We start from the raw sequence: 21,788 nt of genomic DNA, 5'->3' as shown, positions 1-21,788 counted from the left end.
ACTGATCTCCATATCGAGAAGCATCGGAGGCTGCGCGGACGACAGGACTTTACCTACCATGAGCCAGGCTCGGGTTACTTACCGCTGTCAGGAGGCCGAGTGTCCACCGTCGTCATCAAGCGCCCGCCCCGCCGGCCCGCGCCGGAGATTCCGACCGGCGAACTGCCGGTCGAGGCGCCGCCGGAGATCCCCGCGGTGACCGGCGGGCGGTGGCAGCAGCTCCTCATGCTGCTGCCCATGCTCGGCGGCACGGTCGCGATGGCGATGATGTTCGGCCGTGGCGGCGGCGCGTACTCGTACGTGGTGGGCGGGATGTTCGGGCTGTCCTCGCTGGCGATGCTGGTGAACTCGTGGGGCAGCGCCTCGGGCACTCCGAAGAAGTCCGAGATGATGGCCGCCCGACGGGAGTACCTGCGCCACCTGGCGACGCTGCGTCGCCGGGTCCGGCAGACCGCCGGGCAGCAGCGGGCCGGGCTCTACTACCGGCACCCGGACCCGGGACGCCTGTGGTCGACCGTGGACAGTCACCGGGTCTGGGAGCGACGCCCGACCGATCCGGACTTCGCGGTGGTCCGGGTCGCCGTCGGGCCGCAGACCCTGGCCACACCGCTCGTCGCGCCGGTCACCCGGCCGCTGGAGGAGCTGGAACCGATGACCGCGGGCGCGCTGCGCCGCTTTCTGGACGCGTACTCCGTGGTGCCCGACCTGCCGGTGGCGCTGTCCCTGCGCAGCTTCGCCCGGGTGCACGTGCGGACCGCCGGCCGGGCCGGGGGCGGCACCGCCCCGACCGGCGGCGGCCCACCCACCGGCGACCCGGCGGCGCAGGCCCTGGTCCGGGCCGTACTCACCCAGCTCGCCGTGTTCCACGCCCCCGACGAGCTGCTGGTCGCGGTCTGTGCCGGGCCGGAACGCCGAGCCGGTTGGGAGTGGGTCAAGTGGCTCCCGCACGTGCACCATCCCGGCCAGGTGGACGCGCTCGGCCCGCTACGACTCGTCACCAGTTCGGCCGCCGAACTGGAACGGCTGCTGGCCGACGTACTGGCCAGTCGGTCCCGGTTCAGTCCGACCGGCCCGGCCACCGACGGCCCGCACGTGGTGGTGGTCCTCGACGGCGGGGACCTGACCGGCGCCACCGACCTGACCGGCGACGGTGGCATCGACGCCGTCACCGTCCTGGACCTGGACACCCCACCGCCACGCCTGTTGGACCGGTACGCGCTGCTACTGGAGCTGCGCGGCCGACGGCTGCACTCCTTCTCGGTCGAGGGGCACGCCGAGGTGGGCACCGCCGACCAGCTCGACCCCGCCGACGCCGAGGCGGTCGCCCGGCGGTTGGCACCGCTGCGGCTGGCCGGTGTGGCCCGTGGCCCGGACGCCCCGCTCCAGGCCGAGCTGGGCCTACCCGATCTGCTCGGCCTGGGAGACCCGGAGAGCTTCACGGCCGAGCAGGGCTGGGGACCACGCTCCGCGCGCGACCGGCTGCGGGTACCGATCGGGGTGGGCGCGGACGGTGGTGCCATCGAGCTGGACCTCAAGGAGTCCGCCCAGGACGGGATGGGCCCGCACGGCCTGCTCATCGGTGCCACCGGCTCCGGCAAGTCCGAGCTGCTCCGCACCCTGGTGCTGGGGCTCGCCACCACGCACAGCTCCGAGCAGCTCAACTTCGTGCTGGTCGACTTCAAGGGCGGTGCCACCTTCGCCTCGTTCGACCGGCTGCCGCACACCGCCGCCGTGATCACCAACCTGGCGGACGCGTTGCCACTGGTCGACCGCATGGTCGACGCGATCAACGGGGAGCTGATCCGCCGGCAGGAGCTGCTGCGTCGGTCCGGCAACTTCGCCAGCGTGCGCGACTACGAACGGGCCCGGGCGGCCGGTAGCCCGCTGGCTCCGCTGCCGTCCCTGCTGCTGGTCTGCGACGAGTTCTCCGAGCTGCTGTCGGCCAAGCCCGACTTCATCGACCTATTCGTGCAGATCGGCCGGCTGGGCCGGTCGCTCGGCGTGCATCTCCTGCTCGCCAGCCAGCGCCTGGAGGAGGGGCGGCTGCGAGGTCTGGACACCCACCTGTCGTACCGGATCGGGCTGCGTACCTTCTCCGCGCTGGAGTCCCGCACCGTGCTCGGGGTACCGGACGCGCACGAACTCCCCCGCTCGCCGGGTCACGGCTACCTCCGTGCCGGCACCGACCCGCTGGCCCGGTTCAAGGCCGCGTACGTCTCCGGCGCGGTCCGCCGACGGGCCGCCACGGCGGGCTCCGCCACCGGTGGCGGAGCCCGCCTGCGTACCTTCACCACGCACGTCGTACCGGTGCCCGAGCCGGCCACCCCGGCCGTACCCGTCGTGGCCGAGGAGGACGACGGCCGGGAGACCCTGCTCGACCTGCTGGTCGACCGGCTCGCCGGGCAGGGCCCGCCCGCGCACCAGGTCTGGCTCCCCCCGCTCGGCCAGCCATCGGGCCTGGACGAGCTGCTCGGCCCGGTCGAGGTGGACCCGGCGCGCGGGCTCACCGTGGGCAACCCGGAGCTGCACGGCTCGCTCGGGGTTCCGGTGGCTCTGGTCGACAAGCCGCTGGAGCAGCGCAGGGACCTGCTGTGGTTGGCGTTGGACGGCGCGGCCGGGCACGTGGCGGTGGTCGGTGCGCCGCAGAGTGGCAAGTCCACCACGCTGCGTACGCTGATCTGCGCGCTGGCGCTCACCCACACCCCGGCCGAGGTGCAGGTCTACTGCCTCGACTTCGGCGGCGGCGGGCTGGCCGCGCTGCGCGATCTGCCGCACGTGGGCGGGGTGACCGGGCGCTCCGACCCGACCGCCGTCCGACGCACCGTCGGCGAGATGACCACCCTGCTGACCGAGCGGGAACGCCGGTTCGCCGAGCTGGGCGTGGAGTCGATGGCCGCGTACCGGCAACGACGGGCCGCGGTGGGTACGGCCGGCCAGCCGGGCACCGACCCGTACGGCGACGTGTTCCTGGTGATCGACGGCTGGAGCACGGTCCGTGGCGAGTACGACGACCTGGAACCGCTGGTAACCGACCTGGCCACCCGGGGCCTGTCGTACGGGCTGCACGTGGTCGCCACGGCATTGCGCTGGTTGGACTTCCGCCCGGCGATCCGGGACCTGTTCGGCTCCCGGCTGGAGTTGCGCCTCGGCGACCCGGCCGACTCGCTGGTGGCCCGACGGGCGGCCGCGAACGTGCCGGAGCGGCCGGGTCGGGGCGTGACCGCCGAGAGCCTGCACTTCCTCACCGCGCTCCCGCAGCTCGCCGCCGCCGGCGGGGACACCGGCGACCTGGTCAAACGCGTCGCGGGCAGTTGGGCGGGCCCTCGGGCTCCCCGGGTCCGGATGCTTCCGCCGGTGCTGCCGTACGCCGAGTTGGACCTCGCCGCGACGACCGGGCTGCGACTACCGATCGGGGTCGCCGAGGCGGACCTGCGCCCGGTGTTGCTCGACTTCGCCGTCGAGCCACACTTCGTGGTCTTCGGGGACGCGGAGTGCGGGAAGTCGTCGTTCCTGCGCGCCTTGGCCACCTCGATCATCACTCGGTTCACGCCTGAGCAGGCCCGGGTGATCCTGGTCGACTACCGACGCAGCCTGCTCGGGGCGATCGAGACGCCGCACCTGATCGGGTACGGCACGGCCGCGGCACACACCGCCGACCTGGTCGAGTCGGCGGCCGGCTACCTGGAGCGGCGGGCTCCGGGCCCGGAGGTCACCGCGCAGCAACTACGGGACCGGTCCTGGTGGTCCGGGCCGGAGCTGTTCGTACTGGTCGACGACTACGACCTGGTGGCGGCCGGGCCGGCGAACCCGCTGCGGGCTCTGGAGGAGCACCTGCCGCGGGCCCGGGATGTCGGGCTGCACCTGGTGCTGGCCCGCCGTTCCGGTGGCGCGGGCCGAGCCCAGTACGAACCGGTCGTGCAGCGACTACGGGAACTCTCCACGGCCGGTCTGGTGATGGCAGGCAGCCCCGACGAGGGCGCACTGGTCGGTCCGGTCCGTCCTGGACCGTTGCCGCCGGGCCGTGCGCGGTTGGTCACCCGGCGGGAGGGCGTACGCCTCGTTCAGCTCGCTCATCTGCCGCCGCCATGACCTGTCTCTGCGGTTCTCCCCGTGACACCCGGGGAAACCGTTATTCTCCGATCGTCATGGTTCCGTTGGGATGAATGGCTGAGGATGTGACTGGGGTTCGGCACAGCGGTCCGGCAGCGACCCTGCGGGCTACCGCGCGGGCGCTGCTCGGCGTGGCGGCCGTGCTCACCGTCGTCGCCCCGGCCGCCGCCGTGCCTGCCACCGCGCCCGCCGCCGGCGGCCAACTCGCCGGTGCGCCGGCAGCGTTCGCCCCCGCCGACAGCCTGGCCCGTGGCGACCAGGTTCGCGACGAGCAGTGGCAGCTCGACGAGCTGCGAGCCGAGACGGCCTGGCGCACCTCGACCGGGCGCGGCGTGACCGTCGCGGTGGTCGACTCCGGGGTGGACGCCAACCATCCCGACCTGGTCGGCCAGGTGCTGTCCGGTCGGGACCTGGTCGGCCCCGAGGGCGGCGCCGGCCCGGACCCGGTGGGGCACGGCACCACGGTGGCCGGCCTGATCGCCGGCCGGAAGGACGACAAGCGCGGCGTGGTCGGCCTGGCACCGGACGCACGGATCCTGCCGGTACGCGTGCTCGACGACCAGAACCGTTACGACGACGCGCTGATCGTCGCCCAGGGAGTGCGCTGGGCGGTCGACAACGGCGCCCGCGTGATCAACCTGTCGCTCGGCGGCGGCGGCGACAGCCCGGCGCTGGCCGCGGCGCTCGACTACGCGTTCGTCCGGGACGTGGTGGTGGTCGCCTGCACCGGCAACCTGGCCACCTCCAGCAACTCCAAGGTCTGGTACCCGGCCCGCGAGCCGGGCGTGATCGCGGTCTCGGGGCTTGAGCGCAGCAGCGACAACCTGTGGTCCGGCTCGATCACGGGTCGGGCGACGGTGCTCACCGCCCCCGCCACCGGGCTGGTCGGCGCCCGTCCCCCGAGCGGCTACTGGCGGGTGCAGGGCACCAGCTTCGCCGCCCCGCTGGTGGCGGCGACCGCCGCACTGGTCCGGTCCCGCTATCCCCAGATGCCCGCCGGCGAGGTGGTCAACCGACTGTTGGCCACCGCGCGTGACCTCGGCCCGACCGGGCGGGACGACCGCTTCGGGTACGGGGTGGTGGACCCGGTCGCGGCTCTGACCGCGGACGTGCCGCCGGTGACCGCCAACCCGTTGGACGACCAGACGTCACCGGGTGTGGTCGGCTTCGGCCCCGCCCCCGGTTCCGCCGACGACGATCGGGTGGCCGGCGCGGGCACCGACCCGCTGGGTCTCACCGCCCCACGGCAGCAGACCCGGTGGGCGGCCCGGCCGGCGGGTGCACAGGACGATTCGGCGCCGGAACGGCTCTGGACGGGGGCGGCCATCTTCGTCGCTCTGGTCACCGGCGCGGCGTTGATGGTGCGCCGGTTCCGCCAGCGGGTCCGCTGATCCAGACCGCGCGAGCATGCCTGACCGCTTCGCATGGTGGGTAGAACCGGCCGCATGAGTACGCCCGGCCTACGCACCGTCGACCCCGCCCGACACACGTCCTGGCGGAGCCGCCGCCTCGACCCGGACCATTCGCTGGGCCTGCGGCTGACCCTCGCGGCGTCCGCGGCGTTCCTGGTGCTGGTGCCGTTCGCGCTGCTCGCGTTGCTGGTGCTCGGGGCGTGGGCGCCTCTGCACCGGCTGGATGGGGCGATCACCGACGTGCTGCACGGCTATGCGGTCGACCACCCGGTCTGGGTCACGCTGATGCGGGTCTGGTCGGAGGTGTTCGCGCCGCTGCCGCTGCGGGCCGTCGCTCTGCTCGTGGTGATCTGGCTGCTGCGCCGGGGAGCCCGCCGATTGGCATTCTGGGCGGCCACCACCCTGGTGGTGGGTGGGTTGTTCGGTCCGCTGCTCAAGCTGCTCGTCGGCCGGGATCGACCGGATCTGCTCGACCCGGTGGCCCGGGCGGCCGGTTACTCGTTCCCCTCGGGGCACGCGCTGAACGCCACTCTGGCCGCCGGGGTGCTGCTGCTGGTGTTCCTGCCGTACGCCGGTCGGGGGGTGTGGCGGGTGGTGCTCTGGGTCGCCGCGGTGCTGGTCACCGTGTTGACCGGCGTGAGCCGGGTGGCGCTCGGCGTGCACTTCGCCAGCGATGTGCTCGGCGGCTGGCTGCTCGGTGTTGCGGTGATCGCGGCGACCACGGCCGCGTTCACCAGTTGGCGGGCGCACACCGGCCTGCGCCCGGTCCATCCGGCCCGCGAGGGCGTCGCACCCGAGATCGAGCGGCACCCGGACGACACCTGAGGTGTGTGCCGACGAGGCCGATCGGGTACTTGGCCGCTCATGTCCCACACCGTGCTCCAGATCCTCCGGCGGGTGCTGCTGCCGGTGTCCCTCCTGCTCGGCGTCATGCTGCTGCTCGGGGTGCTGGTCACCCGGGTGTTCGCCCGGACCTGGCCGTTGACGGCGGAGGACGCGGTCAACCGGGAGTTGGCTGGCGACCGCACCGCCGGCTGGAACGCCGTGTCGCTGGTGTTCAGCACCCTGGCCAGCACGCAGATGATCGTCGTGGTCACCGTGCTGGTGGCGTTGGCACTGCGGCTCTGGCTGCGTCGGTGGCGGGAGCCGCTGTTCCTGTGCGCGGCCGTGTCCGCCCAGGCGCTGGTGTTCCTGCTCACCACGATGGTGATCGACCGGCAGCGGCCGGCGGTGGAGCACATGGACGTCTCACCGCCCACGTCCAGCTTCCCGTCCGGGCACACCTCGGCGGCGGTCGCGCTCTACGTCGGGATCGCGGTGCTGATGGCGCTCCGGTCGCGGCGTACCGGGGCGAAGGTCGCCTGGTGGACGCTGCTGCTGATGGTGCCGCTGGGGGTGGCTCTGACCCGGATGTACCGGGGGATGCACCACCCGAGCGACGTGCTGGCGTCGTTTGTCAACGGCGGCACCTGCGTGGCGATCATGGCCCGTTCGGTGCTGGACCGGAGCGTGCGCTGGGGGCGTGCCGCGCTGCCCAGAGCCGGAGGCCGGTCGGTCGCGCCGGCCCGGAGCTGACCCGGGACGGCGGTCAGGTGCACTCGCCGGTGCCGACACCCCGTGTGCGCTCCGCGCCGGCCAACGCCACCGGGCGGGCCTCGGCCGCGGTCACCGCGAACCCGGTGTTCGGGTCGTCGGCCGCCGCCGCGAAGATCACGCCGAGCACCAGGCCGTTGGCCGAGAGCAGTGGGCCGCCGGAGTTACCGCTGCGGACCAGCGCCCGGATCGTGTAGATCTCCCGGGTGACGTCGCCGGAGGAGTAGATGTCCGGGCCGGTGATCCGGTCGACGTCGCGTACCCGTGCCGACTGCGCGTTGTACGGACCGTCGAGCGGGAAGCCGAGCACGATGGCGTCGGAGCCGCTGCCCGCGTTGCCGGCGGCGAACCGCAGCGACGGGCCGGGTAGCCCGGGGACGTGCAGCACGGCCAGGTCGCGGTCGGGGTCGTAGACCACCACCTGGCCGTCGTACCGGTCGCCGCCCAGCTCCACCGCCACCGAGCGGGTACCGGCGACCACGTGCGCGTTGGTCATCACCCGGTCGTCGGCGTACACGAAGCCCGATCCCTCGATCCGACGCGAGCAACTCGGCGCGGACCCGAGCACCTTGACCACCGACCGCTTGCCGTTGACCACCACCTGGGAGCCGGCCAACGCCGGGTCGGGCGGGTCGACCTGCCGGGCCCGGGTGGGCGCGAGGTCACCGAAGACGTCCGGGAAGCCGTTGGTGTCGACGGTGTCCCGCAGCGCGGTGGAGAGCTGCTGTGCCCGCTCCGGCAGGACCCGGTCCACGACCGTGATCAACGCGCTGTTGCGCACCGAGGCCGCCAGCCAGGGCAGCGAGGACGACCCGAGCGGTACGGCGACCAGCCAGGCGACCAGCAGCACCGCGAACAGCGAGACGAACGCCCCGCCGACGTCGTCGACCCGCTTGCCCACCTCACTGGTGATCGTTTTGCGCAGGTGCGAGCCGAGCCAGCCGGCCAGCGCCTGACCGACCACGGCCAGCCCGAAGACCACCACCAGCGAGATCAGTACGCGGGTGCCGCCGTCCACGAACTGCCGGGCCAGCAGCGGCCCGAGCTGGAGGCCCAGCAGCGCCCCCAGGAAGAAGCCGGAGAACGACAGGATTCCGATGACGAAGCCCTGGCGGTATCCGCTGATCGCGAACACGAGCATGAGCAGCAGCAGGACGAGATCCACGACGGACACGGGTCAAGCGTACGGGCAGTGCGCCCGCCAGATGACCATCGCTTGCGGAAGGTGACCGTGCGTCAGCGCACGGCTGTCTCGTCGACATCGTCGGTGCCGGCCGACGGTGCCGGAGTTGCCCCGGTCGGCGGCAACTCGACCACCCGGCCGTGCGGCCACGGGCGGGCCCAGCCGCCCATCTCGAGCAGAGTGGCCAGCACACCGGCGGTGAAGCCCCAGACCAGCATGCCGCGCGACGAGAACGCCGGCCCGATCCAGCCACTGGGGTGGCGGACCTGCAGCCGGTTGGCCGGATCGACCAGCTCGCTGACCGGCAACCGGGCCACGTGCGCCACCTCGGCGGGCTCCCGGGGGTGCACCGGGTGCGGTTCGTGCCACCAGCCCAGCACCGGGGTGACCACGAAGTCGCTGACCGGGATCCAGAGCTTCGGCAGCTCGGCCAGCACGGTCACGCTGGACGGGTCGAGGCCGACCTCCTCGTTCGCCTCGCGCAGGGCGGTGGCCCGGACGTCGGCGTCCTCCGGGTCGGCCGCGCCGCCCGGAAAGGCAGGCTGGCCGGCGTGGTTGCGCAGGGTGGCGGCACGTTGCAGGACCAGCACGTCGGGGCCGGTGTCGGGATGTTCGCCGAGCAGCACCAGCACGGCGCTCTCCCGGCCGCCCTCGGCGGGCGTGGTCAGCCGGGTGAAGTCCTCGGCGCGGGCGGTGCCCAGCCGGGTCAGCAACGGCTCGATCCAGTCCGGCGGTCGACGGGTCACACCGGCACCGTCAGACCGAGGTGGGTGTTGACCAGCTTGGCGAGCCGGGCGTCGTCGAGCGCGCCGGTGGCGTCGATGTGCCGGATCCGGCCCTGCGCGTCGACGAAGAGGGTCAGCGGGATGGCGACACGATTCAGCTCGCGTTGCAGGGCCTCACCCTGGTCCACCAGGATCGGAAAGCGCACGCCGAAGTCCTCGCCGATGGACTGGGCTCCGGCCCGGCTGTCCCGACTGTTGACGCCGACCACCTGGAGTCGACCGGCGGCCCGGTCGCTGAGTCGCTGGAAGGCGGGCAGCTCCTTGCGGCACGGCGGGCACCAGGAGGCCCACACGTTGATCACGGCCGGCCCGGCCACACTCCGCAACGCGACCGGGGCGCCGCCGGTGAAACAGGCCAGGGTCAGCTCCGGCAACGCCGCACCGCCCGTGGCGGGTGTGGTGGCGGCCGGGCCGGCCGTGGGCGCGGTGCTCAGCCCGCCGCAGTCCTCGAACGGGGACGGTCGCTCGGCGGCGGCCGGACGGGGTGGCGGTTCGTCGGTCGCGCCGGTGGTGCAACCGCCGACGGCCAGCAGCAACGGCAGGGTCAGCAGGGCCAGACGGCGGTTCACGGCACCTCCGCCGCGATCGCCTGTGCGGGGACCAGCGCCGGGTCGACACCGGCCGCGACCGCGAGATCACGTGCCCGGGGGCCCTTGAGCAGTTTGACGGCGACGGTCGGATCGGTCGGCCCGGTGCCGTACGAGGGGCAGAGCTTGGCCAGCGTGCACGCGCCACAGGCCGGCTTACGGGCGTGGCAGACCCGTCGTCCGTGGAAGATGATCCGGTGCGACAGCATCGTCCAGTCGCGCTTCTCGTAGAGCGCGCCGATGGCGTGCTCGATCTTTACCGGGTCGGTCTCGGCGGTCAGCCGCCAACGGTGGACCAGCCGCTGGAAATGCGTGTCGACGGTGATGCCGGGGACGTCGAAGGCGTTGCCGAGGATGACGTTCGCGGTCTTGCGACCGATCCCGGGCAGTGTCACGAGGTCGACGAGGCGGCCGGGGACCTGGCCGTCGTACCGGTCCAGGAGGGCCTGCCCGAGCTTGAGCAGCGAGTCGGTCTTGTTGCGGTAGAACCCCGTGGGCCGGATCAGCTCCTCCATCTCGCCCCGGTCCGCGCCGGCGTAGGCCGCGGCGGTCGGGTAGCGGGCGAAGAGCTTCGGGGTGACCTCGTTGACCTTCTTGTCCGTGCACTGCGCGGAGAGGATCGTGGCGACGGCCAACTCCAGGGCGTTGCCGTGGTCCAGCTCACAGTGCGCGTCGGGGTGGGTCTCGGTGAGCACCCGACCGATCTTGCGGGCACGGCGTTTGCGCCCGAGGTCGGTCTCGCCGGCACCGGGAGGGCTACTGGTCACGACGGTCAGCCTACGTCGCGCCCCGGACGATCCCGTCGGGTCAGCCTGCGGCGGGCGGAGAGATCTTGCCCTGCCCGTCGAACCGGGCGCCGCCCTTGGGGAAGTCGCTACGGCTCAGGTCGCCGATCAGGCCCAGACCACGGTCGGCCGGGTCCATCGTCGGCTTGCCGGCGGAGTTCATGTACGTCGAGGTGAACGAACCACCGGCCCAGGTGCCGTCCGGCCGAACCGACACCTTCAGGACCCCGCCCCAGCCGAGCTGGCCGGTGTTGCTCAGTGAGTTGCCACCACCGGCGAAGTTGCCCAGGCTGTACGCGATCAGCCGGCCCTTGTAGAACTCCATGCCGCGCAGCACGTGCGGCCCGTGCCCGACGATCAGGTCGGCGCCGGCATCGATCATCGCGTGCGAGAACTTGACCGGATCGCCCCGGTTCTCGCCCAGGAAGAGCTCGGTGCCCGGCTTGACCCGGGTCTTGTCCGCTCCCTCGCCGCCCATGTGCACCTGCACCACGACCAGGTCGGCCATGGTGGCGGCCTTGGCGACCACCGTCTTGGCCTTGGCGATGTCGACCAGGCTGTTGGACCAGACGTACGACGAGAAGCCGACGACCGCGACCTTGACGCCCTTGACCTCGACCACCGTGTACTCGTCCGGGGCGCCGGTGTGCTTCAGGTCGTACTGCTTCAATGCCTTCTGGGTGTTCTCGTAACCCTTGGGCCCGTAGTCGTAGCCGTGGTTGTTGGCCTGGTTGAGCACGTCGAAACCGGCGTCCCGCAGGTGCGCGGCGTACTCCGGCGGAGCGCGGAACTGGAAGCAGCGGGTGGAGTTGGCCCCGCACTTGCCGGTGCCGGTGTCCACCGTCAGCGGCTCCTCCAGGTTGCCCATCACCACGTCGGCCTTGAGCGCGGCCGTCACCGAGGCGAAGAAGCCCTTCCCACCGTTGGCGGGCAGCCGACTCGGCGCGTTGCCCATGATGATGTCGCCGGTCGCGGAGAGCGAGATGGCACCGCCCCCGCCGGAGGCGGCAGCGGTGGGCTTCGGGCCGGCCGTGGCGACCGGCGCGCCGGTGTCACCGCCGCCAGCACCGGGCTGCCACGTCGCCGGTTCACCCGCGTCACCGCAGGCAGCCAGGAGCAGGGCGGCCAGCAGCGCGCCGAGGCCGAGAGCGGCGCGGCGCGGCCGGCGGGACGCGAGAAAGGCGGAAATGTACATCGTCCGCGACACTACCGGGCCACTAAAGCGCCGACGAGGGCCGATCGGTCGTAAGTTCAGCCGGACAGCCGGTCTGACCAGGGCACCACCGGTCCGGCGCCGCCGGCGAGCACGGCGGCGTGCACCGCTCGGGCCAGCGGGGCGCCCCAGGTGGAGCGTGGTCCGCCGTACGCGGCCTCCGGACCGTCCACCGGGCAGAGCACGGTGACCGCGTCGGTGGGGGTGCCGGTGGCCGCCAACCCCAGCTCCATGATCGCCTGGGTCTTCGCCTCGGTCGCGGTGGCCACCGCGTTGACCAGCGCCGCGTCCGCGAGCCGGGCCGGGACGTACACCACGATGTTGACCGTGCCGACGGGTTGGGTGAGCGCGGCCGGGGCCGGCGCGGCGGCCGGGACCGGGGTGCCGAGCCCGACCGTCGCCCACACCCGTACGCCGGTGTCGGTACGTGCCACCACCTCGGTCACATCGACGCCGGTCAGCAGACCCACCCCGGCGCCGTCGAGGGCCAGGTCGGCGGCGAGCGCGGCGAGGTGCACGGCGGGATCGTCCCGGCCGTACGACATGGGCACGGTCGCGTTCAGCACCCAGTGCCGGACCCCGATGCCACCGCCGAGCGGGCCGCTGCTGACCGCCCGTAGCGGCCCGTCCGCGCGCCAGACGAGAAGCGGTACGTCCCGTCCGTCCTCGGCACGGCTGGTCAGAGTCGGGTCGCTCAGCACGTCGGGCAGGTTACGCCCAACGATCACGTTTCCAGGGGCGACCTCGGATTCATGCTCACGTGCGCCTAGACTTGGCGGCGCGCGAGGGGATCAGCGGACGGCGGCCCCGGCCGACGGACGGCACGCGCAACCGGAGGTGCGCGATGGACGAGGTACTGGCCCGCAGCGGGATCTTCCAGGGTGTCGACCCGGAAGCTGCCGAGGCGCTCGCCAAGGAGATGGAGACGATCGAGGTCCGCAAGGGCGAGATCGTCTTCAATGAGGGCGAGCCCGGTGACAGCCTCTATATCCTGCTGTCCGGGAAGATCAAGGTTGGCCGCCGCGCGGCGGACGGTCGACAGAACCTGATCGCGGTGATGGGTCCGTCGGACATGGTCGGCGAGTTGTCGCTCTTCGACCCGGGTCCGCGTACGGCGACCGCCACCGCGGTTACCGACACGCGTCTGGTGCGGCTGCGCAAGCAGGCACTGCGGCCGTGGCTGAACAACCGCCCGGAGATCGCCGAGCAGCTGCTCCGGGTGCTCGCCCGCAGGCTGCGCCGGACCAACGACTCGCTGGCCGACCTGATCTTCACGGACGTGCCGGGCCGGGTCGCCAAGAACCTGCTCCAGATGGCCGGGCGCTTCGGCACCCGCGACGGCGGCGTACTGCGGGTGACGCACGACCTCACCCAGGAGGAGATCGCCCAGCTCGTGGGCGCCTCCCGCGAGACCGTCAACAAGGCGCTGGCCGACTTCGCCTCGCGGGGCTGGCTGCGGCTGGACGGCAAGAGCATCATCATCCTCGACCCGGAGCGCCTGGCCCGCCGCGCCCGCGTCTGATCGGCTGTCATAGCTTCCCCGGCCCGGATCGCTGTTGGCGATCCGGGCCGGTTGGGCTGGCGGGGTGCATGTCTGTCCGCCGGGGCTTGGTGTCCTCGCCGCGACAGTGGTCCTCCATGTGCGCCTTGAGCGCTGCCTGGTAGGCGGACTGCCCGGCCTCGTCGCCAGGTCCCCCGGACCAGCGATGCGACCAGTCGTGGTGGTGGAAACCATCGTCACCGGGATGGATGCTGCCCACGAGTCATCGGGTCCAGGCCACGAACCGTTCGCGCAGTTCGGCCGCCTGGACACAGGGCCATGACTGTCCGCACGACCTGCAGTCCCACTTCGGCCGGCCGGGAAAATGCTCACCTGCCAACACCCGGGGCAGGGCGTCGATCGAACGTTGCGCCTGGTCGGCCCTGGCCGAGCGCACGGTAATCGGGACCTCGCCCATCATGGTGTCGGCCCATCGCAGAGATGTTCGGTCCGCCGCCGCTCCGCCAGGTCGCGTAGTCGCCGTTGAGCGGCCTCCCGGTCGGCGGCTTCCCATGCCTGACTGACGGAGGGTGCCGGTGGCACCACTCGCCGGCCGATCCTGCGGGTCAAACGGATGATCAGATTGCGCCACATCGACAACCCTTCGGATAGATGGGGGCCACAGCGGGCGGGGTGTTTCCGGCGGTGCGACCCTGGGACTCCCCGCCACGCCGACATTGGTTGCTGACCGGAGTCGACCAGTGGCGGGGAGCCATTCAAAAGCTAGTGCACTAGGTTTCCCTCGAGCAAGGGCGACGCGCAAACTTGGCACACTAGGTTGCGTGTGGTCGACTGGGCGGGCTGACCGGAGGTTCTCCCTATGCCACGAACGCCTGCCTACCTGGCGATCGCTGCGGAGCTACGCGCGCAGATCCAGTCCGGCGCTCTGCCCGCCGGCGCGAAACTTCCCAGCGAGACGAAGCTGATGCAGCAGTACGAGGTGAGCCGCACCGTTGCCAAGTGGGCGATCAGCGTCCTCAAAGGCGAGGGGATCGTCGAAGGTAGAGCCGGGTCCGGCGTTTATGTCCGGGCCGCCCGTCGGTTGGTACGCCACGCGCACGGGCGGGACCTGCGTACCGCCGCCGGCCCGACGTCTCCGTTCGGACGGGACGCGACCCGGGCCGGGCAGCAGGGCTCCTGGGAGCATGACAGCCGCCACGATCTGGCCGACAGCCAGATCGCCGTCCGGCTTGGTGTCGAGCCGGGCACGCCGGTCATGCGGACGACGTACCGGTTCCTGGCAGACGGCGAGCCGATCCAGTTGTCGACGTCCTACGAGCCTCTGGGTGTCACCGGCGGCACCTCGGTGGAGTGGCCGGAGGCCGGAGCGGCGGTCGGCGTAGTGGCCCGGATGGACGTCATCGGTGTACACGTCGACGAGTTTGAGGAGCGGATCAACTCACGGCCCGCGTTGGAGGCCGAGACGGAGGCGCTCGGGCTGCCCACCCGAGCCGATGTGTACGAGATTGAACGGACGTACTACGCGGCCGGTAAGCCGGTCGAGACGGCGAACATCGTGCTGCCGCGTGGCCGTTATGAGTTGGTGTACCGGATCCGGGTGGACTGACGGTAGGCCAGCGAGGCGCTCGAGTTGGCCCGCAACCGGTCACACCGTAGGGCCAGCGCGGTGTGCAGCAGCTTCAGCCGGCGCTGTCTGTCGCGATCGGCGTCGGCTGTACGGGTCGGCGACCGTCGCGGGGAGCGAAGACGGCGAGCGCCTCGGCGTCGCTGTAACGGGAGCGCAGGTACTCGTCCGCCCACGCGGCAGCGTCCGGAAAGGTGGACTCGGCGGCCACCCGGGCGCAGGCGGCGTCCGCGTCGAAGGCGGTACGACGTAGCTGCACACCGGGCCCGAGCAGCGCCCAGTACGCCCCGGCACCCCCGTATGGCATGCCGATGCTGCCGGGATTCACCACCAGGCGGCGGTCGACGAGCCGGCTGAACGGCATGTGCGTGTGCCCGCACACCACCGTGCCCACCTCGGCCGGCACCTCGGCGAAGACCTCGGCCCAGCGCGCCATCCGGGTGTCGACGAGCACCACCTCCTCGTCGTCCCGAGGGGTGGCGTGGCAGAACAGGACGGGGCCCAGGCCATCGACGTCCAGCGTCACCGTCAGCGGCAGCGCGGCCAGCCGCTCGACCTGGTCGTCGCGAAGCTGCTCGGCGGCCCAGTCCGACACCTCGATCGACGCGGGCTTGCCGCTGCGGGCCTCGACCAACTCGCGGTCGGCGTTGCCGCCGACCCAGCAGGCCCGGTCGCCGAGAGCGGCGAGCAGGTCGAGCACCTCGACCGGCTGCGGGCCGGCGGCGATGTCGCCGGTGAGCACGATGAGATCGGCGGCCGCGACGTCCGGCTCGGCCAGCACGGCCTCCAGCGCGGGCAACACCCCGTGGATGTCGGAGAGCACAGCGACCCGGTTCAGCATGGCCCCACCCTGGCCGCCAACGTGGCGGCGAGTCCAGGAATTCTGCGCCCGGCAGACACCGAAAAAGTCAGGCTTGACTGTTTGTTTCTCAGGACGCAGGCTGTCCCCGTGTCCGCCGCATCGACGCGCGTCCCTCAGCAGGAACGCAGCCGAGCCACCCAGGCCCGGCTGCTGGAGGCGACCGTCGACTGTCTGATCGAGCACGGCTGGTCCGGCACCACCACCACCGTGGTCGCGGCCCGGGCCGGCGTCTCGCGCGGCGCCCAGTTGCACCACTACCCCACAAAGGCCGCCCTGGTGACGGCCGCCGTGGCCCATCTTGCCGAGCGCCGGGCAGACGAGCTGCGGACGGAGGCCGAGGCGTTGCCCGCCGGGCCGCAACGACTGGACCGGGTAGTCGACCTGCTCAGCGCGGCCTTCACCGGGCCGCTCTTCGTGGCGGCGCTCGAACTCTGGGTCGCCGCCCGCACCGACCGGGAACTACGGGACGCCCTGGTGCCGCTGGAGGCGACGGTCGGCCGGGAGATGCACCGCCTCACCGTCGCCCTGCTCGGCGTCGACGAGCGTCGCCCCGGCGTCCGCGAAGCGGTGCAGGCCACCCTCGACCTGCTCCGCGGGCTCGGGGTGGCCAACCTACTCAGCGACGACTCGGCCCGCCGTACCGCACTGCTCGCCACCTGGAAACGCCAACTCGCCACCCTGCTCACGCCCTGACCGGCCGCCCGCTGCCGGGCCCGCCCTGACCGGAGGCACCATGGTCGACCTCAAGGACCTGCTCGCGGATCTGGCCGCCGAGTCCGCCCAGCTGGACACACTGGTGAGCCCGCTGCCTCCGTCCGGCTGGGAGCGCGCGACCCCCGCGCCGGGCTGGAGCATCGGGCACCAGATCGCCCACCTCGCCTGGACCGACCACGTGGCCCTGCTGGCGGCCACCGATGTCGAGGCGTTCTACGCGACGGTGACCGCGAGCCCGGACCCGAGCCGGCTGGTCGACGCCGGTGCCGAGGAGTTCCTCGCCCCGCCTCCCGAACTGCTCGCCCGGTGGCGTGCCGGCCGAACCGCGCTCGCCGACGCACTGGCCGCCGTCCCGAACGGCGAGAAGCTGCCCTGGTACGGCACCCGGATGTCGCCCATCTCGATGGCTACCGCCCGGATCATGGAGACCTGGGCGCACAGCGGGGACGTGGCCGACGCACTCGGTGTCACCCACCCGCCCACCGACCGACTACGGCACATCGCGCACCTCGGCTTCCGTACCCTCGGGCACGGCTTCGCCGCCCACGGCCGGGCGGTGCCGACGGCGCCGGTCCGGGTCGAGCTGACCGGGCCCGGCGGCGACACGTGGAGCTGGGGCCCGGCGGACGCCGCGGACCGGGTCACTGGCCCGGCACTGGACTTCTGCCTGCTGGTCACCCAGCGTCGACACCGCGCCGACCTGGCCCTGACGGCTACGGGTCAGGTCGCCGACGAATGGCTCGACGTGGCGCAGGCCTTCGCCGGCCCACCCGGTACCGGCCGGGAACCGGCCGGCGCGAACGGATCGCCGGCATGATCCGGATCGGCAACGCCTCCGGCTTCTACGGCGACCGGTTCACGGCCTGGCAGGAGATGCTCGACGGCGGCGAGCTGGACGTGCTGACCGGCGACTACCTGGCCGAGCTGACCATGCTGATCCTCGGCCGGGACCGGCTACGCGACCCGGACCTCGGTTACGCGAAGACCTTCCTGCGCCAACTGGAGACCTGCCTCGGCACCGCCCTCGACCAGGGGGTCCGGATCGTGACCAACGCCGGCGGGCTCAACCCAGCCGGCCTCGCCGCCGCCATCGAACGGCTCGCCGCCCGGCTGGGCCTGCCGGCCCAGGTCGGGTACGTCGAGGGCGACGCGCTACAACGGCCCAACGCGTTGACCGCGAACACCTACCTGGGCGCGTTCGGGATCGCGGCGTGCCTCGACGGCGGGGCGGACGTGGTGGTCACCGGTCGGGTCACCGACGCGTCGCTGGTGGTCGGTCCGGCCATCGCCCGGTACGGGTGGAGCCACGACAACCTGGACGAGCTGGCCGGGGCGACCGTCGCGGGGCACCTCGTCGAGTGCGGCGCGCAGGTGACCGGGGGCAACTTCAGCTTCTTCACCGAGCTGCCCGACGGTGGGCACCGGCCCGGATTCCCGATCGCCGAGGTGCATCCGGACGGCTCCACGGTGCTCACCAAACATCCGGGTACCGGTGGCGCGGTCACCGTGGAGACGGTCACCGCGCAACTGCTCTACGAGATCGGCGCGCCGGCGTACCTGGGGCCGGACGTGACCACCCGGCTGGACACCGTGACGTTGCGCCCCGACGGGCCGGACCGGGTACGGGTCACCGGCGTCCGGGGCACCCCGCCGCCGGCCACGCTCAAGGTGGGCGTCAACAACCTGGGCGGCTTTCGCAACTCGATGACCTTCGTCCTCTGTGGGCTCGACATCGAGGCGAAGGCGGCCCTGGTCCGGGCGCAGGTCGAGGAGGCGGTGGGCAAGGACGGGCTGGAGTTCGTCCTGGCCCGTACCGACCATCGGGACGCCACCGACACCGAGGCGGCCAGCGCCCTGCTGCACGTACACCTGCGGGACAGCGACCGGACGCGGGCCGGTCGGGCCTTCTCGGCGGCGGCGGTGGAGCTCGCGTTGGCCTCGTACCCGGGATGCACGCTCACCACCCTGCCCGGCGAGGCCACGCCGTACGGGGTCTTCACGGCGGACGCGGTGCCGCAGGACGCGGTGGCGCACGTCGCGGTGCTGCCCTCCGGCGAGCGGGTCACGATCCCGCCCCCGTCGACCACCGGTTTGCAGGGGTCCCCCGTACAACAAAATCCGATAACAAGGTGCCCTTCCTTACCCCCGACCCGGCGTGGGGCACTCGGTGAACTGGTTGGCGCGCGCTCCGGGGACAAGGGCGGCGACGCCAACCTCGGGGTCTGGGCGCGTTCCGATGTCGGGTACGCCTGGCTGCGCGAGTGGCTGACCGTCGAGCGGCTGGCCGAGCTGTTGCCGGAGACCGCGACGTTGACCGTCCAGCGGTACGAGCTGCCGAACCTGCGCGCGGTCAACTTCGTGATCGAGGGGCTGCTCGGGGCGGGGGTGGCCGCGTCCACCCGGTTCGATCCGCAGGCGAAGGCGCTCGGCGAGCTGCTGCGCTCCCGGATCGTCGACCTGCCCGTCGACGTGCCGACCGGCCGGGAGGTGACATGAGCATCGTGGACACCCCGGAGCGGCGGCAACTGCGCGAGCTGACCCGCGCGTTCGTGACCCGCGAGGTGCTGCCGCACCTGGATGGGTGGGAACGGGCCGGCGAGGTACCGCTGGCGCTGCACGCCACCGCCGCGAAGCTCGGCCTGCTCGGCATCGGCTTCCCCGAGTCCGTCGGTGGCAGTGGTGGCGACCTGCTCGACTCGATCCTGGTGACCGAGGAGCTGATCCGTTCCGGCGGCTCGTCCGGCCTGGTCGCGGCCCTGTTCACGCACGGCATCGCGCTGCCGCACATGGTCGCGGCGGCCGGCGCCAGCACCGGCGGATCGCTCGGCGGCCGGTTCGGCGGCGTGTCGGCGCCGGGCGCGGACGGCCTGATCGAGCGGTACGTCCGGCCCACCCTGGAGGGCACGATGATCGGCGCGCTGGCGATCACCGAGCCGGACGGCGGCTCGGATGTCGCCGGCATCCGCACCTCCGCCCGTCGGGACGGCGACCACTACGTGGTGAACGGCTCGAAGACCTACATCACCAGCGGGCACCGGGCGGACTTCGTGACCACTGCGGTCTGCACCGACTTCCCGGGCAGTGGCGCGCTCACCCTGCTGGTCATCGAGAAGGGCAGCCCCGGTTTCACCGTCGGCCGCCGGTTGGAGAAGCTCGGCTGGCACTGCTCGGACACGGCCGAACTCTCCTTCGTCGACGTACGGGTGCCGGTGGCCAACCGGATCGGCGCGCAGGACACCGGCTTCCTGGCGATCATGCAGCACTTCGCGGCCGAGCGGCTCTCGCTGGCCACCCAGGCGTACGCGACGGCGCAGCGCTGCGTCGAGTTGGCGGTCCGCTGGTGCCGGGACCGGGAGACCTTCGGCCGCCCGCTGGCCAGTCGTCAGTTGATCCGGCACCGGCTGGCCGAGATGCACACCCGGGCCGAGGCGGCCCGCGCGTACGTGCACGAGGTGGCCGGGCGGGTCGTCGCCGGTGAGCCGGTGGTGACCGAGGTGGCGATGGCCAAGAACATCGCGGTGGCCGCCTGCGACCACGTCGTCGACCAGGCGTTGCAGCTGCACGGCGGCTTCGGGTACCTGCGCGACGCCGAGGTGGAGCGGCACTACCGGGACGCCCGCATCCTCGGCATCGGCGGCGGGACCACCGAGATCATGAACGAGATCATCGCGAAGGGCATGGGTCTGTGAGCGCGAGGAGTGCGCCGGGCCTGCGAGCCCCGCAGTCGCAAGCGAAGGAGGCACGGTGAGCGCGAGGAGTGCGCCGGGCCTGCGAGCCCCGCAGTCGCGAACGAAGGAGGCACGGTGAGCACTCTGGACAGCGCGGTCGCGGTGTCCGCGCCCGGGTACGCGGCGAACCGGGCGGCGCTGCTGGACCGGCTCGCCGAGTTGGACACCGCGCTGGAGCAGGCGCGGGCCGGCGGCGGTGACAAGTACGTGGCCCGGCACCACGGGCGCGGCAAACTGCTTCCCCGGGAGCGGATCGAGCTGCTGCTGGACCCGGACAGCCCGTTCCTGGAGTTGTCGCCGGTGGCAGGGTTCGGCACGGACTTCCCGGTCGGTGCCAGCGTGGTCACCGGCATCGGGGTGGTCGAGGGCGTGGAGTGCCTGATCATCGCCAACGACCCGACGGTACGCGGCGGCGCGGTCAACCCGTGGTCGCTCGCGAAGACCCGGCGGGCCGGCGAGATCGCGCTGGCGAACCGGCTGCCGATGGTCAATCTGGTCGAGTCGGCCGGGGCGGACCTGCCCACCCAGGCGGAGATCTTCATCCCGGGCGGTCGGGTGTTCCGCGACCTGACCCGGCTCTCCGCGGCCGGCATCCCCACGGTCAGCGTGGTGTTCGGCAACGCCACGGCCGGTGGCGCGTACGTGCCGGGAATGTCCGACCACGTGATCATGATCAGGGACCGGTCGCAGGTCTACCTGGCCGGGCCGCCGCTGGTGAAGATGGCCACCGGCGAGGTCACCGACGACGAGTCGCTGGGTGGCGCGGCGATGCACGCCAACACGTCCGGGCTCGCCGACTACCTGGCCGAGGACGAGCGGGACGGCATCCGGCTGGCCCGGCAGTGCGTCCGTCGGCTGAACTGGCGCAAGCAGGGCCCGGCTCCGCGTACGTCCGTACCGCAGCCACCCAAGTACGACCCGGAGGAGCTGCTCGGCATCGCCAGCGCGGACCTCAAGGTGCCGTTCGACCCGCGCGAGGTGCTGGCCCGGATCCTCGACGGCAGCGACTTCGACGAGTTCAAGCCGGCGTACGGCACCGCGCTGGTGACCGGCTGGGGCGAGCTGCACGGTTACCCGGTGGGCGTGCTGGCCAACGCCCGAGGGGTGCTGTTCAGCGAGGAGGCGCAGAAGGCGGCCCAGTTCATCCAGCTCGCGAACGCCGCCGACGTCCCCCTGATCTTCCTCCAGAACACCACCGGCTACATGGTCGGCACAGAGTACGAGCAGCGCGGCATCATCAAGCACGGCGCGCTGATGATCAACGCGGTGTCCAACTCGACGGTGCCGCATCTGACGGTGAACCTGGGCGCCTCCTACGGTGCCGGCAACTACGGCATGTGCGGCCGGGCGTACGAGCCGAGGTTCCTGTTCACCTGGCCGAACGCCAAGTCGGCGGTGATGGGCCCGGCGCAGCTCGCCGGGGTGCTGTCCATCGTGGCCCGGCAGGCCGCAGCCGCCCGGGGCCGCGACTACGACGAGGAGTCCGACGCGGCGATGCGCATGATGGTCGAGCAGCAGATCGAGTCGCAGTCCGGCGCGCTCTTCCTTTCCGGCCGGCTCTACGACGACGGGGTGATCGACCCCCGGGACACCCGCACCGTCCTCGGGCTCTGCCTGTCGGCGATCCACAACGGACCGGTGAAGGGCGCCGACGGCTTCGGCGTCTTCCGGATGTAGGGGGCTGAGCAAAC

18 protein-coding genes are annotated in these 21,788 nt (G+C 72.4%); 11 read left to right on the top strand and 7 right to left on the bottom strand.

Annotation, left to right across the window (positions count from 1 at the left end; translation table 11 throughout):
• Positions 1-99 precede the first annotated feature (99 nt).
• The 4 genes from eccCa to ACFQGL_RS18265 all read left to right on the top strand — a co-directional run bounded on the left by eccCa (position 100) and on the right by ACFQGL_RS18265 (position 7,097).
• Entirely contained in the window at positions 100-4,089 is a 3,990-nt protein-coding gene (gene eccCa, locus ACFQGL_RS18280; RefSeq protein WP_377513302.1) for a type VII secretion protein EccCa, read from the top strand.
• A 74-nt stretch (positions 4,090-4,163) separates the two neighbouring features.
• Positions 4,164-5,501, top strand: a complete 1,338-nt coding sequence (gene mycP, locus ACFQGL_RS18275) for a type VII secretion-associated serine protease mycosin (RefSeq protein ID WP_377513300.1) — start codon at positions 4,164-4,166, stop codon at positions 5,499-5,501.
• Between the two features lie 54 nt (positions 5,502-5,555).
• The gene (locus tag ACFQGL_RS18270) at positions 5,556-6,347 is read left to right on the top strand and encodes a phosphatase PAP2 family protein (protein WP_377513298.1); all 792 of its coding nucleotides are present in this window, start codon (positions 5,556-5,558) and stop codon (positions 6,345-6,347) included.
• Positions 6,348-6,386: 39 nt separating this feature from the next.
• Positions 6,387-7,097 carry a phosphatase PAP2 family protein gene (locus tag ACFQGL_RS18265; protein ID WP_377513296.1) on the top strand — a complete coding sequence of 237 codons (711 nt, stop codon included), beginning with the start codon at positions 6,387-6,389 and terminating at the stop codon, positions 7,095-7,097.
• Positions 7,098-7,110: 13 nt separating this feature from the next.
• Here ACFQGL_RS18265 and ACFQGL_RS18260 read toward each other — a convergent pair whose 3' ends face one another.
• From ACFQGL_RS18260 to ACFQGL_RS18235, 6 genes are all read right to left on the bottom strand, one after another.
• Positions 7,111-8,289, bottom strand: a complete 1,179-nt coding sequence (locus ACFQGL_RS18260) for a MarP family serine protease (RefSeq protein WP_377513294.1) — start codon at positions 8,287-8,289, stop codon at positions 7,111-7,113.
• A gap of 62 nt (positions 8,290-8,351) precedes the next feature.
• Complete coding sequence (locus ACFQGL_RS18255; RefSeq protein WP_377513292.1) at positions 8,352-9,044, bottom strand: NUDIX hydrolase; 693 nt, start codon at positions 9,042-9,044, stop codon at positions 8,352-8,354.
• The gene (locus ACFQGL_RS18250) at positions 9,041-9,652 is read right to left on the bottom strand and encodes a TlpA family protein disulfide reductase (RefSeq protein WP_377513290.1); all 612 of its coding nucleotides are present in this window, start codon (positions 9,650-9,652) and stop codon (positions 9,041-9,043) included. The genes ACFQGL_RS18255 and ACFQGL_RS18250 overlap by 4 nt, the downstream gene beginning before the upstream one ends.
• The gene (nth, locus tag ACFQGL_RS18245) at positions 9,649-10,437 is read right to left on the bottom strand and encodes an endonuclease III (protein WP_377513289.1); all 789 of its coding nucleotides are present in this window, start codon (positions 10,435-10,437) and stop codon (positions 9,649-9,651) included. Before nth ends, ACFQGL_RS18250 begins: the two co-directional genes overlap by 4 nt.
• A gap of 40 nt (positions 10,438-10,477) precedes the next feature.
• On the bottom strand, positions 10,478-11,650 hold the full coding sequence (locus ACFQGL_RS18240) for a CapA family protein (protein ID WP_377513288.1): 1,173 nt from the start codon (positions 11,648-11,650) through the stop codon (positions 10,478-10,480).
• Between the two features lie 56 nt (positions 11,651-11,706).
• Positions 11,707-12,369 (bottom strand): adenosylcobinamide amidohydrolase, encoded by a 663-nt coding sequence (locus tag ACFQGL_RS18235; protein WP_377513287.1) that lies wholly within the window; start codon positions 12,367-12,369, stop codon positions 11,707-11,709.
• A gap of 143 nt (positions 12,370-12,512) precedes the next feature.
• Here ACFQGL_RS18235 and ACFQGL_RS18230 point away from each other — a divergent pair, with 143 nt between their 5' ends.
• The gene (locus ACFQGL_RS18230) at positions 12,513-13,190 is read left to right on the top strand and encodes a Crp/Fnr family transcriptional regulator (RefSeq protein WP_007466162.1); all 678 of its coding nucleotides are present in this window, start codon (positions 12,513-12,515) and stop codon (positions 13,188-13,190) included.
• Between the two features lie 838 nt (positions 13,191-14,028).
• Positions 14,029-14,775 (top strand): GntR family transcriptional regulator, encoded by a 747-nt coding sequence (locus ACFQGL_RS18225; protein WP_377513286.1) that lies wholly within the window; start codon positions 14,029-14,031, stop codon positions 14,773-14,775.
• A gap of 73 nt (positions 14,776-14,848) precedes the next feature.
• Here ACFQGL_RS18225 and ACFQGL_RS18220 read toward each other — a convergent pair whose 3' ends face one another.
• Complete coding sequence (locus ACFQGL_RS18220; protein WP_377513285.1) at positions 14,849-15,634, bottom strand: metallophosphoesterase family protein; 786 nt, start codon at positions 15,632-15,634, stop codon at positions 14,849-14,851.
• Between the two features lie 108 nt (positions 15,635-15,742).
• Between ACFQGL_RS18220 and ACFQGL_RS18215 the strand changes: the two genes are divergently transcribed.
• The 5 genes from ACFQGL_RS18215 (at position 15,743) to ACFQGL_RS18195 (ending at position 21,774) form a co-directional block, all read left to right on the top strand.
• Entirely contained in the window at positions 15,743-16,348 is a 606-nt protein-coding gene (locus ACFQGL_RS18215; RefSeq protein ID WP_377513284.1) for a TetR/AcrR family transcriptional regulator, read from the top strand.
• A gap of 40 nt (positions 16,349-16,388) precedes the next feature.
• On the top strand, positions 16,389-17,186 hold the full coding sequence (locus ACFQGL_RS18210; protein WP_377513283.1) for a TIGR03084 family metal-binding protein: 798 nt from the start codon (positions 16,389-16,391) through the stop codon (positions 17,184-17,186).
• Entirely contained in the window at positions 17,183-18,865 is a 1,683-nt protein-coding gene (locus ACFQGL_RS18205) for an acyclic terpene utilization AtuA family protein (protein WP_377513282.1), read from the top strand. Before ACFQGL_RS18210 ends, ACFQGL_RS18205 begins: the two co-directional genes overlap by 4 nt.
• A complete protein-coding gene (locus ACFQGL_RS18200; RefSeq protein ID WP_377513281.1) occupies positions 18,862-20,058 on the top strand; it encodes an acyl-CoA dehydrogenase family protein in 1,197 nt (398 codons plus the stop codon). The genes ACFQGL_RS18205 and ACFQGL_RS18200 overlap by 4 nt, the downstream gene beginning before the upstream one ends.
• Before the next feature lie 114 nt (positions 20,059-20,172).
• Positions 20,173-21,774 (top strand): acyl-CoA carboxylase subunit beta, encoded by a 1,602-nt coding sequence (locus ACFQGL_RS18195; RefSeq protein WP_377513280.1) that lies wholly within the window; start codon positions 20,173-20,175, stop codon positions 21,772-21,774.
• Positions 21,775-21,788 lie beyond the last annotated feature (14 nt).

The organism is Micromonospora vulcania, assembly GCF_042658605.1.
Lineage (GTDB): Bacteria > Actinomycetota > Actinomycetes > Mycobacteriales > Micromonosporaceae > Micromonospora > Micromonospora vulcania.
This window is presented reverse-complemented; position numbering and strand designations above follow the sequence as displayed.